This is a genomic window from Microcoleus sp. A003_D6 (genome assembly GCF_036702825.1).
Classification (GTDB): Bacteria; Cyanobacteriota; Cyanobacteriia; order Cyanobacteriales; family Microcoleaceae; genus Microcoleus.
Window position 1 is genome coordinate 1 of record NZ_JAUBWA010000040.1, and the last position, 14294, is coordinate 14294.

The 14294-nt window shown below is 43.8% G+C and carries 17 protein-coding genes; 7 read left to right on the forward strand and 10 right to left on the reverse strand.

Features of this window, described 5'->3' with window-relative positions; translation table 11 throughout:
- Window positions 1-220 precede the first annotated feature (220 nt).
- Window positions 221-1051, forward strand: a complete 831-nt coding sequence (locus QUB70_RS13150) for a pentapeptide repeat-containing protein (protein WP_332980896.1) — start codon at window positions 221-223, stop codon at window positions 1049-1051.
- 2 nt (window positions 1052-1053) lie between these two features.
- On the opposite strand, the gene QUB70_RS13155 is transcribed toward QUB70_RS13150, so the two are convergent.
- Both QUB70_RS13155 and QUB70_RS13160 read right to left on the reverse strand, forming a co-directional pair.
- The gene (locus tag QUB70_RS13155) at window positions 1054-1806 is read right to left on the reverse strand and encodes a phycoerythrobilin:ferredoxin oxidoreductase (RefSeq protein WP_332980897.1); all 753 of its coding nucleotides are present in this window, start codon (window positions 1804-1806) and stop codon (window positions 1054-1056) included.
- 7 nt (window positions 1807-1813) lie between these two features.
- The gene (locus QUB70_RS13160; protein ID WP_332980899.1) at window positions 1814-2548 is read right to left on the reverse strand and encodes a 15,16-dihydrobiliverdin:ferredoxin oxidoreductase; all 735 of its coding nucleotides are present in this window, start codon (window positions 2546-2548) and stop codon (window positions 1814-1816) included.
- A 241-nt stretch (window positions 2549-2789) separates the two neighbouring features.
- On the opposite strand from QUB70_RS13160, the gene QUB70_RS13165 reads away from it, so the two are divergent.
- Window positions 2790-3368 (forward strand): phycobilisome protein, encoded by a 579-nt coding sequence (locus QUB70_RS13165; protein ID WP_332980900.1) that lies wholly within the window; start codon window positions 2790-2792, stop codon window positions 3366-3368.
- 4 nt (window positions 3369-3372) lie between these two features.
- On the opposite strand, the gene QUB70_RS13170 is transcribed toward QUB70_RS13165, so the two are convergent.
- The 7 genes from QUB70_RS13170 to QUB70_RS13200 all read right to left on the reverse strand — a co-directional run bounded on the left by QUB70_RS13170 (window position 3373) and on the right by QUB70_RS13200 (window position 8792).
- Window positions 3373-4062 carry a HEAT repeat domain-containing protein gene (locus QUB70_RS13170; protein ID WP_332980902.1) on the reverse strand — a complete coding sequence of 230 codons (690 nt, stop codon included), beginning with the start codon at window positions 4060-4062 and terminating at the stop codon, window positions 3373-3375.
- A gap of 104 nt (window positions 4063-4166) precedes the next feature.
- A complete protein-coding gene (locus QUB70_RS13175; RefSeq protein ID WP_332980903.1) occupies window positions 4167-4472 on the reverse strand; it encodes a CpeR family transcriptional regulator in 306 nt (101 codons plus the stop codon).
- Window positions 4473-4614: 142 nt separating this feature from the next.
- Window positions 4615-5382 (reverse strand): phycobilisome rod-core linker polypeptide, encoded by a 768-nt coding sequence (locus QUB70_RS13180; protein WP_332980905.1) that lies wholly within the window; start codon window positions 5380-5382, stop codon window positions 4615-4617.
- A gap of 231 nt (window positions 5383-5613) precedes the next feature.
- Window positions 5614-6381: a phycobilisome rod-core linker polypeptide gene (locus tag QUB70_RS13185; protein ID WP_332980907.1), complete on the reverse strand. Its 768-nt coding sequence runs from the start codon at window positions 6379-6381 to the stop codon at window positions 5614-5616.
- A gap of 111 nt (window positions 6382-6492) precedes the next feature.
- Window positions 6493-7377 carry a phycobilisome linker polypeptide gene (locus QUB70_RS13190; RefSeq protein ID WP_332980908.1) on the reverse strand — a complete coding sequence of 295 codons (885 nt, stop codon included), beginning with the start codon at window positions 7375-7377 and terminating at the stop codon, window positions 6493-6495.
- A 225-nt stretch (window positions 7378-7602) separates the two neighbouring features.
- Entirely contained in the window at window positions 7603-8205 is a 603-nt protein-coding gene (locus QUB70_RS13195) for a chromophore lyase CpcT/CpeT (protein ID WP_332980909.1), read from the reverse strand.
- 50 nt (window positions 8206-8255) lie between these two features.
- Complete coding sequence (locus QUB70_RS13200) at window positions 8256-8792, reverse strand: phycobiliprotein lyase (RefSeq protein WP_332980910.1); 537 nt, start codon at window positions 8790-8792, stop codon at window positions 8256-8258.
- A gap of 234 nt (window positions 8793-9026) precedes the next feature.
- Between QUB70_RS13200 and cpeB the strand changes: the two genes are divergently transcribed.
- The 4 genes from cpeB to QUB70_RS13220 all read left to right on the forward strand — a co-directional run bounded on the left by cpeB (window position 9027) and on the right by QUB70_RS13220 (window position 12379).
- Window positions 9027-9581: a C-phycoerythrin subunit beta gene (gene cpeB / locus QUB70_RS13205; RefSeq protein ID WP_332980912.1), complete on the forward strand. Its 555-nt coding sequence runs from the start codon at window positions 9027-9029 to the stop codon at window positions 9579-9581.
- Between the two features lie 76 nt (window positions 9582-9657).
- Window positions 9658-10152, forward strand: coding sequence for a bleomycin hydrolase (locus tag QUB70_RS13210; RefSeq protein ID WP_332980913.1), 495 nt, complete (start codon window positions 9658-9660; stop codon window positions 10150-10152).
- A 171-nt stretch (window positions 10153-10323) separates the two neighbouring features.
- On the forward strand, window positions 10324-11613 hold the full coding sequence (locus QUB70_RS13215; RefSeq protein ID WP_332980914.1) for a HEAT repeat domain-containing protein: 1290 nt from the start codon (window positions 10324-10326) through the stop codon (window positions 11611-11613).
- Window positions 11614-11764: 151 nt separating this feature from the next.
- Window positions 11765-12379: a HEAT repeat domain-containing protein gene (locus QUB70_RS13220; protein ID WP_332980916.1), complete on the forward strand. Its 615-nt coding sequence runs from the start codon at window positions 11765-11767 to the stop codon at window positions 12377-12379.
- Between the two features lie 478 nt (window positions 12380-12857).
- Here the strand turns inward: QUB70_RS13220 and QUB70_RS13225 are convergent, their stop codons facing one another.
- Entirely contained in the window at window positions 12858-13790 is a 933-nt protein-coding gene (locus QUB70_RS13225; protein WP_332980917.1) for a LysR family transcriptional regulator, read from the reverse strand.
- Window positions 13791-13876: 86 nt separating this feature from the next.
- Here QUB70_RS13225 and QUB70_RS13230 point away from each other — a divergent pair, with 86 nt between their 5' ends.
- Window positions 13877-14254: a hypothetical protein gene (locus tag QUB70_RS13230; RefSeq protein ID WP_332980919.1), complete on the forward strand. Its 378-nt coding sequence runs from the start codon at window positions 13877-13879 to the stop codon at window positions 14252-14254.
- Window positions 14255-14294: the final 40 nt, after the last annotated feature.

Genomic DNA, 14294 nt, shown 5'->3' on the forward strand with positions numbered 1-14294 from the left:
GAAACTATTTTAGCAGTAAAACGATCGCTGGAAAGTATATATCTGTTAAGATTGTGACTAACTCGAAAATGAAGGCGGTTGAAACCGCTGCCGACTTTTCCCCGTGTCTGAAGCCAGGGGCTTGTGTCTCGTTTTTCGGTCAGTCTGGAATCCTTCAAATTCTAGGATAAATGACACAGGACAATTTTGAGCAACTCAATCAATAAATTTTCAGAAAAATATGTCACCTCGTCAACACTCATCTTTCCTCTCCGAACCCCTTTCTGTAACAGAAATCTTACCAGCCATTCAGCAAGGCAAAAGTCTAGCTCAAACCAACCTTCCGGGAATCAACCTCAGCCAGATGGATTTATCTGGTATTGATTTCAGTGGAGCAAACTTGATTGGGGCAAACCTCAGTCAAACCAATTTGCAAGGGGCAAATCTCAAAGGGGTTGATTTACGAAGGGCAAATCTCAGAGATGCCAATTTGAGTGGAGCGAATTTACAAGAAAGCTATCTTTTTCGTGCAGATTTACAGGGCTGTAATTTAGTCGATGCCCAGCTACAAGAGGCCAAATTAAAATTAGCTCAATATGACGATCGTACCCTGTGGCCAGAGGGATTCAATTACAAAAATTCGGGAGCCATTGGCCCCCAAGCCAATCTCAGTGGAGCTTTTCTGAATACAGCTTACCTCAGAGGCGCAGATTTACACGGCTGCAATCTGCGAGGTGCTTATCTCAGTGGAGCCGATTTAACTGGGGCAAATTTAGAGGGAGCCGCCTTAAGTGGGGCAAGTCTTCAGAATGCCTTTCTGACTGGTGCTTATTTACGAAATGCTATCTTAATTGGAGTCGAATTACAAGGAGCGGATTTACGAGGTGCTGACTTAACTGGGGCAAATTTAGAGCAATTAAAGAGTATTGCGGGCGCTGATTTTACCCTAGCACAAGGACTCACCCAAGAGATGAAAGCCATGCTTTGCAGTCGCGATCGCAAAGAATTAGGAACTTGGAATGCTTTTACTCGTAACAATACGGCTCAGAGTCTTGGCTCTGGGGTAGGATAAATTTACACTGATTGTTGAACTTCTGGAATGTGGCGTTCTAAATCGAACAGAAAACCGTGAATATATTCCTCAGTCCACTCCTCACCATAAAACCGCGTAAACATTCCCCTCGCGGGATCTTTTGCAGCACGATAATTAATATAACGTCGCTGTGCCTCAAGAATCTCTCCAAGTCGCTGACTGTCTGTGACAGGTTGCGATCGATCGACCAAATCGAGATAAGCTTGAAGATAATCCTTAAAAGCTTCAAAGACCGTAGTTTGCACGGCCTCGGTTTCCTTGGGACGAGTCCAAAGAAAAGCAGGTGAAAAGAAAGGTTTTGCCTCGTCGGGAAAATCTCCTCCCCAAGGCAACTCCTTTTGATAAGTCTTGAAAATCGGTAAAATCGGCTCTGAGTATTGCTTCTGGTAAGCCGAATCGTGAAAAAGAGGCTGCATATCTAAAGCAATTAAATGTCCACCCGGCAAGGTTACTAAGTCCGCCCCAAAAAAGGGCAAGTCATAATTTAACTGGGGAAAAATCACAAAATTAAGTACCTGGAGAGCATCACCACCCTCAACGTGAGCTGCCCGAATTTGGCGTAATTTTGAGGACTTAAAAGCATGACTTGTCGTCACAACCAACTGCTCTTTTTTCCCCTTCCCAGTTAGAGATTCTTTCCGTTCAAAACCTGCGGGAATGGGATAGGGAGCCAAGTCAAGTCGTGCTTTTAGAAGTGGGAGAGCGTAATCTAAGAAAGGCTGATAAAGAGTCATTTTTAACTTATCTTACTCCCGCTGGAACTGCTAAGGGAACAGCATCTTCAAACAAAAACTCGTACAGAAATCGCTCTGACCATTCATGCCCAAAATAGCTGCCGAATAGCCCTGATGCTGGATCGCGTTCCGCACTATACTGATCGTAATCTTTCTGTGCCTTCACAATCCGCTGCATTTCTTCGGGAGTGTTAAGCGGGGAGGCTTGCTCTAGCATTTGCCAATACAACTGGACATATTCTTGATAGGCTGGAAACAAACGATTTACAACCGTTTCTGCATCAGTTTTAGCAAACAGCAAGTTCTTGGAAAAATACTGGTTCGCATCGTAAAACTTCATTTCTAAGTCTTGCGTTAAATCCTTGTATTTATCCTTAATTGCGCTCATTGGCTCGATATACTTGTCTGTGTAGGCGCGATCGCGGAATAAAGGTTGAAAATCCAAGACCACCAAGATTTTCTTCTGTCCAAAGGCTAAAAAATCAATTCCTAATAAGGGCAGATCGTAATTATAATTCGGATAAATGACACTATTGAAAATTTGTGCCGTTTCTCCAGCATCAATGTAGGTGTAACGAATCTTTCGCAATTGGGGACATTGATAGCACCAACTTTGAATCGTGGCGGGATTTTTGCCTCTTTCACTCACCACCGATTCCAATCCAGAGGGAATGGGACGACTCTCTAGAGCAAAACGTCCAAACAGTTCTTTTTCTAAGAATTCCTGAAACGGCTTAAACATAGATTAAAATTTAGCTCCTTCAATCTTTCCCTCAAAACACAATCATAAGGGATTGCCTTAAATCTTGTCTCTGTTTTTGACAAACAAAGTAATATTTCGTTACGAAACTCTGTTGTGCGCTCAGGATTCCCAAGCAAAACCCTGTAACAAACATCATTAAACTACTGTAATTGTAATAAATCTTAACAAAGTGCCTCATAATTTTAGTATATGCTAGTAAATTATGTGTAATTTAATGACTATGCAATTAAGTGAAAGAGCAAAGCAATTAATTCCCCAAGCCAGAATTGTCAGTTTTGCCACTTGGAAAAACTTATATTCAGATGAAATAATTGCCATTTTTCAAGAGGCTGACAATCAAAGTCGATATCTCACAGATGAGGATTTAGAACGCATTAAAAATCTCGCTCCTAATCTCTCTTTAATGCTAGAAAAAGCCAGATTATTGCGAGATCGAGCTCCTAATCTTGTTGCTGATGCGAGGAAAAAGGTATTAGCCGACTTTCCCAATATCACTGAGCCTGGCAATGACCTTTATCCTCCCGAACGTGCTGAAGCCTGTTGGCGCGATTTTTGGCAGTTCCTACGCTGTATCACCTATGGAATTGCAGGTAACAGTCCTCAATTTACTAGCCAAGAAGGACTCAAAAACATGGAGCTACTCTATCAAGAATTGCGGGTTCCTGTTTCTGCGATGCTCTGTGGACTCGAACAGTTGAAAACCGTTAGCTTGCAGCAATTTAATTTTGAAGACCGGAATTTATTGAGCCTCTATTTTGACCATTTAATCACTGGGCTAAAAAAATTTAGTCAAGCTTAATCAACTAAACAGTATCAGATTCCTTACTGTTTATTTGATTAAGCAGATTTTCTAAAGCAGCAGCAACGACTCGATGATTTGAGTCTTGCCGAAGTTGACTTAAGATTTCCCTAGCCTGCGGATCGTCAAAATGTTGCAAAGCAGATGCGACGTGCTGACGCATACCTTCATACTCAGAATTAGCCAGGATTAATAACTGAGAAAGTGCAGCCTGTTCCTGATTAGTTCCGGCCAATGTACCAAGTGCATCCACAGCGGCTTCCTGAGTGGTCATATCTTCGCCAGCTAAGGCTTCCATACAGACCTCAAAGAGTTCGCTTTCGCACTCCATATCAACCAAAACAGCCAGAATACTACGACGAACTAACCAGTGGTCATCCTGAAAAAAAGTCAAGACTAAATGAGATGCAGCACATCGACCAAAAAGCGAAAGAGAATTAGCAGCCTCAGCTCGCACATTCGGCGTATTATCAAATTTCATAATTTGGAGCAATGCGGCGAAGGAATCGGCGGTTTGTTGTGTCCCAAATGCCCGGCTGACAAAGGAACGTACTAAGAATTCCGGGTCATCGAGTTTGCCCTTGAGCAAGGGAACGGCAATCTCCGGTTTATAATCCTTGAGAGCCGCGACGGCTTTGAGTCGATACTGAAAATCAGGATTGTTCAGAGACGTTTCGATTTCGTGAATCTCCATAACCACAACCAAGTATAATTTTGCTTTATTTTAACCAAAAACTTCCTAATTGTGCAAACAACCAAAGATATTTTAATACTTAATAACCTTGGCGGTTGTTATAGCTAAGCTCTTTGATCGAATCGAGTCTGAAAACAGCCGTACTTGAACCAATATTGTCGCAGTTCATGATGAGGTGTATGCAAACTGGCTTTAGCCTGATAGAGAATCACTTGTCGATGATTTCCCATCCAAAGTCGTTTGCCTGGTTCAACAGAAATTAAGCACCCTCCTAGACTGTTAACACATTCCTCAAATCGCTCAACTGCTGGATAGTCTAAAGTTTCAAAAATTAGCAATTGACCGGAAAAAATTAGGTGACGACTTCTGATCCAAGCCTGCATTTTTTTAGCAGCTATTGGGGGTAGCATCTTTCAGATACTCAGCTTGAAAACCGAGTGATTTATTTTTATTTTCAAGATTTACAGAGAAAAAGAGCGAATAATAAACTCGCTCTAGAGAAAGTAGGAGATGCCAAACTTAAAGGAAGACAAAGGTGAAGTCTAGGTAGATTTAGCCAACTTCAGTAATACTGAGAATTTTGCCTCCCATTTTCTGAATATTTTTAATTTGCTGAGACATTTGAGCATAGCTGACTTCATAGCTGATATTGCTCGCTCTGACCTTAGCACCACCAGACTTAGCAGCAGCAATCCGAAAACGTTTACCAGTTGTGCTAGAGGCTCCACTGGTACCAACGCTAGAAAGTTTGATTTTCTGAGGCAGATTGCTCGCAATCGTAGCAATTAATTGAGCTTGATTGCTGCGATCGCTAGTAGCTGCTCCTCCCAGTAAAGAAAGCATCCGATTAAACCCGACATTCTTGATACCAGTTTGGCTGCGAATGCTCCGAGGATAAGGCACAATATTCTCGCCAAAGTTCTGGATGTAATCGTTACTATCGATATAAGAATCGATTTCGGCTTCATAGCCTTGAGTGTTACAAATTTGGACGTGATGCGAAATCTCTGTCTGTTCTAAAGGAGCGCGACCAAGCAAATGCTTGCAGTTTAACTCGATGAACCGATAGGCAGAATTGGTGTTAAAAAAGAGAGACTGATACAGGTCTGATTTTGCCACTTGTCTGACAAATTCACGCACCGTAATATCACCATTGCGAAGCAAAGATTTGGCACTGGTGAGACGCTGACTTTCCATCAGGTGAGCATTTCCTAACACCTGTCGGTAAGCAGCACGAATGACGACTTGTAAATCGTCTTCCGTGGCATTGGATCGCAGTTCTACTGGGTCACTGACAAAAGCGGCTGTTAAACTGGACATTGTTTTTTCCTAACGTTAATTAAAGTTTGATTGAGAGTGTAAAAAAAAGTTACTGTTGGTTGAAATAGCTTGACATAGGCGAACACATCTGTTACTTAGGCACAGAAAAACGCTCGTTTCTATCGTTATCGCTTTCATAATTGCGAGGGCGATCGGATAAAAATAGCGATTGTTTCAGAGAGGGATAGAGAAGTAACTTTTTACTTCTCTACCCGCTAATCACTCTATGCCTCAAGCAACTTCTGTGATGCTGACAATTTTGCCACCTGCACGATGAATGCGCTGAATTTGCGGAGTCATATTCGCACCGGATACAAGATATTCAGTGTTACTTACTCGGCGAGGACTATCAAATTTAGACCCCTTGACTAAAATCTTGAAGGTCTTTTCGGTGGCATCTTTGTAAGCGCTGATCCGACCGCCTGTTGTTGGTAAAGTAATCTTGTTACCGCTATTGCCTGCCACAAAATCTACTAAGCGAGAAGCGGTAAAAGCACTATCAACTCCTGCATAACCTTGATACAGGGAAAGGGTGCGATTATAGCCGACTTGCTTTTGTCCGACTTGACTTTTTGCTCCTTGATAATAAGGGACTGTATTCTCGCCAAATTTTTCCTGATATTCTGGACTATCGAGATAAGAATCAATTTCTGCCTCGTAGCCTTCTTGGGTAGCCCGGCAAATATGCTCAGAAAGTTCCTCTTGAGCTAAAGGAGCGCGACCCAACAAATGTTTGAAGTTTAGCTCGACAAAGCGGTAAGGAGCGCAGGATTCAAAATACCGACTGCGATAAAAGTCAGATTTAGCCACAGCGCGAACAAATTCTCGTACTGTTATCGCGCCATCGCACAATTTGGATTCTGCAATCGTCAGGCGTTCACTTTCCATGACATGGGGATTGCCCAATACTTGCTTGTAAACAGCGCGAATTACCGCCTGTTTATCATCGGAGCTGCTGGTAGGCCAAAGTTCTACGGGCGCATCTAAAACGACACTCATTGAGTTTCTCCTAAAAATAAATAACGCTTCAAAACAGGGAATTAGGGATTGTGAAAGACACGCTCAGGGAGATAATTCCCCAAGTCGTTAAGGCTGAAGTTTGAGCGGTTGTTAGTTGACAGCAGTAATGCTGGAAATTACGCCGCCTTGTTTGTGGATGCGTTGATATTCTTGCGAGAGCCTATCAAATGGTACGAGATAGGCTTGATTGCTAGAGCGAAATTTAGAGACTCGGTTCATCACAGTCGTTCCTGTAGAACGATATCCAGTCACAGTAATGCGATAAACTTTGCCTTCTGTGGAGGCGCCTAATCCAGCACGAGTACGTGAATTGGCAGCAGACTCTTGGAACGCCCAACCATCTCCAACTGCACCACCTGAAGGGGGAACTATTGGTAGGGGGGTTTGCTGAATCACGAATTTATTCAGAACAGGGGATTTGCCAGAAAGACTGCCTTTGAGGTCGCTACTGGAAGCTCCCCGCAAGAGAGCAAACATATGAGTAAACCCAACCATATTTTGTCCGGGCTGGGTTTTGTAGCCTCGGTAATAGGGAACGATATTTTCCCCGTAGGCATTTTGGTATTCATCGCTGTCGAGGTAAGAATCAATGTCTGCCTCGAAGCCTTCAGTATCTAAAATGGTGCTATGTTCTCTCATTTCTTCTAAGCCATCAGGAGCCCGACCTAGAAGATGTTTGAAATTGAGTTCAATAAACCGATAGCGAGGACAAGTATCGAAAAAGCGAGAGCGGTAAGCGTCTGATTTTGCCAGAGCGCGGACAAATTCGCGCACACTGAATTCACCACTTTTGAATTGGGATTCAGGAATCGTCGCTCGTTCACTTTCCATGACGTAAGCATTACCCAAAACTTGCCGGTAAACGGCACGAATAATGGTTTCTACTTCTTCTTGTGAACGTCCTGGCATCAGTTCTAAACAGGGTGTTTCTTCAAATAAACTGACTCCAAGTCGAGATGCAGGTCCAAAAACCATTGAAAAAATCTCCACAATTGTATTACAGGAGAAACTATCATACTTCGAGGTTATATTAAAAAAATTTACATAAGTTAACATTATGCCTGATTTTGCAGCTTATTTGTACTACATAAAAAGGTTGATATCTTGGTTTGGAGTCTTTTAGTGGAAGCTTTTTGCTGTAGTACGAAGTGATTTTTTGTAATATAAGGCGATGTGACTTGAAATTATCAAGCCGATAACTTATAAGATGTGAGGTAACTCAGTGGCAAAACTTTGACGCTTTTCAAACTGTAGAGAGCCAAAACCCGAACCCCAAACCTGTTGATGAGTATTCACATCTAGACCTCGATCGAGGCTACTCCAAGTTGTTTCTGTAATCTCGACATCACTGACTAGGTAGGTGGAACAACCTCTTTTTTCGATGAGACAAAGGTTTCCAGGTTCCACACGGCCTCGAAACATTTCGCCGTCTCGTTTAAAAATCATGGAACAGTTATAGCGTCGTTGCAGACAATCTGGTTTAATAGTTTTGAGAATGCTTAATTCTCGTGCGGCTCCGGCGTACTGTATTGGGTCTTCGAGGCTATAATTTTCAATATAAATTTGAGTTCCCCGGTCAATTAAGCGATGAACTCCCTGACGATAGGGAGTCCACAGATCGTGATCGTAAACCTGTTCAGAGTAAAAGCCAATGGCATTGAAAAATTCAAAGGGTAAGGGACGAAAAAATATCCGAATATGGGCAAATTGTTGTGGGTTATCAAAGGATTGTTGATAGTTACTAAAATCCCCAGCCATCCACTGAGCTAAAGTGATTAAATCATTGCTTTTAACTGAATTCATAAGCTAAAAAGAAGGTAGAAGAAAGTTGATTAATAGCAATTAGTAATTCACTAATTCCCTGAGAGCGAACGAATCTCTGATGAAAATGAGGCGGTTACTACCCCACTTCCTCCACTGGTTTTAATTAGGGAAACACGAAACCGTAAATTAGGATTAGCAAACCAAATTTTTTCTTCGGCTGCGGCGTTATCGTAGGTAGTCAACAGCACAAAAGTTCCATCCTCTGTGATGTGATAGTCACTTGCTGCGGCAATAGTTTCAGCATAACCTCGATCTCGTAATAACTTACCGCGATTAGGCACATTTGGATCGGGGATTGGTACAAGAATGCAAGTCCCCTTAACCTCAGAATTCTCATCCCAATCTGACTCACCCTCCCAACTCATTTGAAAAGGCATTACGGCTTGGGATGGGTCAATATTATACAATTGACAGAGTTCGATTACTGCCCGATCGCCCGGTGAGATAGCAACGATATCAATGACTGACTGCACAGCTTCAAAGTGTCTGAATGTCAAATGATGGGCGCTGCGCTGCGATCGCCACCGCCCTAGAGAATTTTCAACAAACTGCTTAATATTGTTCATGGAAAACATTGTACAGGGGCAAGAGCCAAAATATTCTTGTCTTCAGAACTCCACTTTTTGCGCCCCTGTCCGCGAAAAAAAGTGCTTTTAGCCACAAAAGTAACAAATTGTTACTTTGTTTCTCAGGAATGAGACAGAGGGAACACCCCAGAGATATATTCAAAACCATCAAGTTAGTCACCAAGTTGACCAACTCTGATTCAGAAATAATTTTTCTAAGTTAAGGAGAACTCAATGCTTGACGCTTTTTCAAGAGCTGTAGTTTCAGCCGATGCCAGCACCTCCACTGTCGGTGATATTGCTGCCCTCAGAGCTTTCGTTGCCAGCGGCAACCGACGCTTGGATGCTGTAAACGCGATCGCCAGCAACGCTAGCTGCATGGTTTCTGATGCTGTTGCCGGTATGATCTGCGAAAACCAAGGCTTGATTCAAGCTGGTGGTAATTGCTACCCCAACCGCCGCATGGCTGCTTGTTTGCGCGATGCAGAAATCATTCTGCGCTATGTCACCTATGCTTTGTTGGCTGGTGATGCTTCTGTTCTTGATGACCGTTGCTTGAATGGTTTGAAAGAAACCTACGCAGCTTTGGGCGTGCCCACCACCTCCACCGTGCGTGCCGTTCAAATCATGAAGGCTCAAGCCGCTGCTCACATCCAAGACAACCCCAGCGAAAAATTTGCTGGTGCTAAGTTGCGGAAAATGGGATCTATCGTAGTCGAAGATCGTTGCGCTACTCTCGTTGCCGAAGCTTCCAGCTACTTCGATCGCATCATTTCGGCACTGAGCTAGTCTGTTGCTAATCGCAATCCGCTCAGCAAAATTGAAACTACGCTCACTGTCAAAATCACTTTAGGAGATTTAGGAAATGAAATCAGTTCTCACCACCGCTATCGCCTCTGCTGATGCAGCAGGCCGCTTCCCTAGCACCTCAGATTTAGAATCAGTTCAAGGTTCTATCCAACGCTCTGCCGCTCGTTTAGAAGCTGCTGAAAAACTGGGCAACAACCTGGATGCAGTTGCTAAAGAAGCTTATGATGCTTGCATCAAAAAGTATCCTTACTTGAACGAAGACGGTCAAGCTAACTCCACCGATACTTTCAAAGCAAAATGCCATCGCGACATCAAGCACTACCTGCGCTTGATCCAATACAGCTTAGTTGTTGGCGGCACAGGCCCTCTGGATGAATGGGGTATTGCCGGTCAACGCGAAGTTTATCGCGCTTTGGGCTTGCCTACTGCTCCTTACGTTGAAGCATTGAGCTTTGCTCGCAATCGCGGTTGCACTCCTCGCGATATGTCTGCTCAAGCTTTGACTGAGTACAATGCTCTTCTTGACTACGCGATCAACTCCCTGTCCTAATTAACTGACAGGTTTGTAATGTCGTGACAGGGTAGTTTCTACCAGACAAGTCTAGGAACTCTTGGCTCGTTGCTTTACCAATTTTGGTGAGGTAAGGGTAAAGAATTCCTAGGCTTGTTATTGTGTTTTAATAGGCATATCATATTATAGTTATTGCAGACTGCTAATTTTATGGATAAACGCTTTTTTAGTTTTTTTAATTTAACGGAAGACCAGGCGATCGCGCTTTTAGATACGCCCCAAGCTGATATAGGTGAAGAGGATTCCCGCTACATAGCTGCTTCCCACTTGATCAATTTCTCAACAGATCGATCGATCGCAGCACTGATGCGAGCAGTACAACAAACCGATCCGGTGCTGGAAAACCGGATTGTGCGCCGCAAATCGGTGGAAACCTTGGGAAGACTGCAAGCTGTGCAAGCATTGCCGGTGATTCGCACCTGTCTGGCGGATGATGATTGCTACACGGTGGAAAATGCTGTTTGGGCGATCGGCGAAATTGGCACTCAAGATCCGGATATTTTAGAAGAAATTGCTCAATTGCTGGATAAACCGGGACAAACCTACCGGGTAATTATCCACACCCTGACTAAATTAGATTATCAGCCAGCCACAGCCAGAATTCGCAGATTTGTCGATGATATTGACCCGCCGACTGCTAGTGCTGCGATCGCCGCAATTTGTCGCTTAACCAGAGACTTTTCTCAAATGGGAAAAGTTGTCGCGATGTTGCAACACAAAAATGTCCTCGGGCGCAGATTATCCATTCAGGATTTGATAGATGCGCGTTACTACGATGCAATTGGCAATATTGCCAGATGTCCGGTATCTTTAGTGTTTCGGCTCAGAGGAATTAGGATGCTAGCAAAAGCGGGAATTGCTGACAAAATCCTTACCTTTGCCACCATTCAACCTTATTTGGAACAAACCTTAAGAGACTATCCAGGGGATTTAGATTTAGTGCATAGTTATGAAAAATTACCCGACTTACCGTTTTTGATTCGCCAATTATACGAAACAGATTTTGGACGTTGCTATTTAGCCGCTAAAACGATACTTGAAAATTACTCCGAGGATGCACCAGCAGCTTTGTTTGCGACCTTTGCTGAAGAAGCAAATAATGACTATGGAGCGCATTTTCATGTGGTAAAATTGTTTGGTTGGTTAAAACATTCTGCCGCCTGCGATTTGTTATTGGAAGCTTTGCATCAATCCCAACCCCAGTTTCAAAAATCCCGTGCAGGGGCGGCGATCGCCCTGGGGGAACTGGGAGAACAACGTGCTATTCCAGAATTGAAAATCTGTCTGGAAACTAAAATCTGGGATTTGAAGTATGCTGCATTAATGGCACTAGAAAAACTTGGTGATGTCAGCGGTTATGAAATTGCTGCGGCCGACCAAGATTGGTTGGTTAGAGCTAAAGTAGATGCTCATACTTCTGTAATATCCGAATTATCTTAATAGGGCATCGGGCATCGGGCATCGGGCATCGGGCATCGGGCATCGGGCATAGGGCATAGGGCATACCTCACCACGCTTGAGAACCGCCATACAACTGTCAACTATCAACTATCAACTGTCAACTGTCAACTGCTATAAAACCACAAAAACCATGACAACAGATGCTTTGTTTGAAAAACTAAAACACCCGAATCCTCATCTGCGCGATCGGGCAATGTTTGAAATTGCTGATTCCCGCGATGAAAATACAATTTCTCGATTGGTGGGCATTTTAGATGAAGAAGATGTCACCTATCGTCGGGCGGCGGTAAAAGCCTTGGGCGCGATCGGTGAAGATGCCGTGCCATCGGTGGTTGAGGCATTGTTAAACAGTGATAATGTGACTGTGCGAGGGAGTGCGGCGAAGGTATTGGCACAAATTGCGATTAATTATCCAGAGTTGCCGTTTCCTGAAGCGGGTTTGCAGGGATTAAAAAAGGCGATCGACGATCCGAATCCTGTGGTTAATATTGCTTCAGTGATGGCCTTGGGGCAGATGGGTTCAAGAGCTTTTGAGATTTTGGTGGAGTCGCTGAATACAACGGATAATGTGGCGGTACAAGTGGCGATCGTGAATGCTCTTGCTTCTGTGGGCGATCGCCGCTGTGTAGAAGTTCTCACCACATTTGCAAATGATGAAGCCGTGGATTCCTATGTGCGGGAATCGGCGACAAGTTCTTTATCGCGGTTGGATTTGGTGATGAATTATAAGCGTGCAGGTAGTTAGATTTATTGACATTTTTGGCACCACTCTCGATCGCACACAGCACTTGCAGCCAACGCGAGCGCGGTTGGAGTTGACGCAATCAGTCGAGCTTTTTTAACTCTTGTGACTGTTCTTGCGATCGAGTTTCGAGACTCTGGCACACAAGTTCGCATAAATCAAAAATCATTACCGTATTGGATAAGCTGTTGCGGCATTTAATACCATTTCTCTAAAATCGTGCAACACTCTTCGACCCCCCCTAGCCCCCCCTTGCTAAGGGGGGGAACGAGAATACTGTTGCATTCTTTTTTAAAATTGGTATAAATTGTATGTGAAAAAACAATCAAACTCTTGTGGGGAGTAGGGTTGGGCCTCTCGCCCGCCCTGAATGTACAATTTAAATGCGCGACAGCTTATTGCGATCGCAATACCCAATACTTTAAAATTACCAGTGGGTCGATCGCCAATACCTTAACGGCACTTTCTTCCTCTTTGCTACTCATACCCCATAATCTGAAACCCAAGGATCGAGCTTAAATTCTGACGATAAAAAATCAATAAAACAAACTATCTTTGCCGGATAAAAACGACTGCGACGATAGACCGCCTGAATTTGCAACGGAGTCGGCTGATAATCCTCCAATACAACCTTGAGATCGCCCCGGTAAATCTCATCACCAAACATCCAGACCGGCGCTACCGCAATGCCCAAACCCGATAACACTGCTGCTCGAATCGCCACAGAACTATTAGTTTGAAAACAGCCCCCAACCCGCACCTTAATAGTGCCATCTGTTCCTTGAAAATGCCACTCATTGCCCGTTGCCAGATGGGTATAGACAATACAATCATGATCCGCTAAATCATCAGGTTTTTGGGGTTCTCCCGCTTGCTCAAAATAGCCTGTTGTTGCCACTGTGACGCGGCGAGTCGTGCCGATGCGATCGCCAATCAGGGAACTATCCAGACGATTACCAATGCGGATCAAAAGGTCTAAACCATCCTCTACAATGTCCACAAAATGATCCGCCATCATCAGATCGATCTTGACATCGGGATAGCGTTTCATAAAGGCTTTTAAACGGGGGACAATTTGCATTTGCCCAAAAAGCACAGGACAGCCCAATCGTAAAATTCCTGTAGCCCGTTCTTTTCCTGTTAAACTGGCCTCCGCTTCGGCGACGGTTTCCAAAATTTGCTGACAGTATTGATAATATTTTTTGCCCTCCTCGGTCAAACTCAAATGGGTAGTAGAACGAGTGAGTAATTGCACCCCCAGATATTTTTCCAGAGCGGCGATTTGCTTACTAATGGTCGGTTGCGTCGTCTGTTGTTCCCGCGCTACGGCAGAAAAACTGTTCATTTCGATCGCCCGAACAAAACTCTGCATACAGGCAATTCGATCCATAGCGTACTTATTCCAAAATGGCATATACCATATTCTATTTTGCCTGCTTCTCAAAGAAATTAAAATAGATGAGGATAGTCTCATCAACCGTTCTCACCCCAAAAACGCAGATGTTAAAACTCAAATCCCTCAGTCCTCTGTTCGCTCCCCTAGCCCTCGCTAGCGTTATCAGTGCGGGAGATATGGCTGTACATAGCTTTTTGCCCCAATTTCTAAATACGGCGATCGCTGCCCCGGAAATGACGGTTCAGCAAAAGATCGATATCATCAGTAAAAACAAGGGACAAGTTGGTAGTGGCGACCAATTGCGGCGATTTTTCTATGGCGATTTGTTACCTCTAGGAGTACAACCGGGTGGAGCAGGCATGGTGGTCAATCTCTACAACAAAGCCAACGATGTTACCTTTTCCTACTGTGCAACCTATGATGTCGTCGTAGCTGTGAAAAAAGGCAAAGTGCCAATGTTTACAGCCGCTGAAGTAAAGTAATTTGTTTTTTCCCTTGCAGATGGAATGTGAGGGAAAATTT

What these genes read in the sequence shown, in the direction of transcription:
- QUB70_RS13150 (WP_332980896.1), top strand. Translation starts at nt 221, where the DNA reads ATGTCACCTCGTCAACACTCATCTTTCCTCTCCGAACCCCTTTCTGTA.
- QUB70_RS13155 (WP_332980897.1), bottom strand. Translation starts at nt 1,806, where the DNA reads ATGACTCTTTATCAGCCTTTCTTAGATTACGCTCTCCCACTTCTAAAA.
- QUB70_RS13160 (WP_332980899.1), bottom strand. Translation starts at nt 2,548, where the DNA reads ATGTTTAAGCCGTTTCAGGAATTCTTAGAAAAAGAACTGTTTGGACGT.
- QUB70_RS13165 (WP_332980900.1), top strand. Translation starts at nt 2,790, where the DNA reads ATGCAATTAAGTGAAAGAGCAAAGCAATTAATTCCCCAAGCCAGAATT.
- QUB70_RS13170 (WP_332980902.1), bottom strand. Translation starts at nt 4,062, where the DNA reads ATGGAGATTCACGAAATCGAAACGTCTCTGAACAATCCTGATTTTCAG.
- QUB70_RS13175 (WP_332980903.1), bottom strand. Translation starts at nt 4,472, where the DNA reads ATGCTACCCCCAATAGCTGCTAAAAAAATGCAGGCTTGGATCAGAAGT.
- QUB70_RS13180 (WP_332980905.1), bottom strand. Translation starts at nt 5,382, where the DNA reads ATGTCCAGTTTAACAGCCGCTTTTGTCAGTGACCCAGTAGAACTGCGA.
- QUB70_RS13185 (WP_332980907.1), bottom strand. Translation starts at nt 6,381, where the DNA reads ATGAGTGTCGTTTTAGATGCGCCCGTAGAACTTTGGCCTACCAGCAGC.
- QUB70_RS13190 (WP_332980908.1), bottom strand. Translation starts at nt 7,377, where the DNA reads ATGGTTTTTGGACCTGCATCTCGACTTGGAGTCAGTTTATTTGAAGAA.
- QUB70_RS13195 (WP_332980909.1), bottom strand. Translation starts at nt 8,205, where the DNA reads ATGAATTCAGTTAAAAGCAATGATTTAATCACTTTAGCTCAGTGGATG.
- QUB70_RS13200 (WP_332980910.1), bottom strand. Translation starts at nt 8,792, where the DNA reads ATGAACAATATTAAGCAGTTTGTTGAAAATTCTCTAGGGCGGTGGCGA.
- cpeB (WP_332980912.1), top strand. Translation starts at nt 9,027, where the DNA reads ATGCTTGACGCTTTTTCAAGAGCTGTAGTTTCAGCCGATGCCAGCACC.
- QUB70_RS13210 (WP_332980913.1), top strand. Translation starts at nt 9,658, where the DNA reads ATGAAATCAGTTCTCACCACCGCTATCGCCTCTGCTGATGCAGCAGGC.
- QUB70_RS13215 (WP_332980914.1), top strand. Translation starts at nt 10,324, where the DNA reads ATGGATAAACGCTTTTTTAGTTTTTTTAATTTAACGGAAGACCAGGCG.
- QUB70_RS13220 (WP_332980916.1), top strand. Translation starts at nt 11,765, where the DNA reads ATGACAACAGATGCTTTGTTTGAAAAACTAAAACACCCGAATCCTCAT.
- QUB70_RS13225 (WP_332980917.1), bottom strand. Translation starts at nt 13,790, where the DNA reads ATGCCATTTTGGAATAAGTACGCTATGGATCGAATTGCCTGTATGCAG.
- QUB70_RS13230 (WP_332980919.1), top strand. Translation starts at nt 13,877, where the DNA reads ATGTTAAAACTCAAATCCCTCAGTCCTCTGTTCGCTCCCCTAGCCCTC.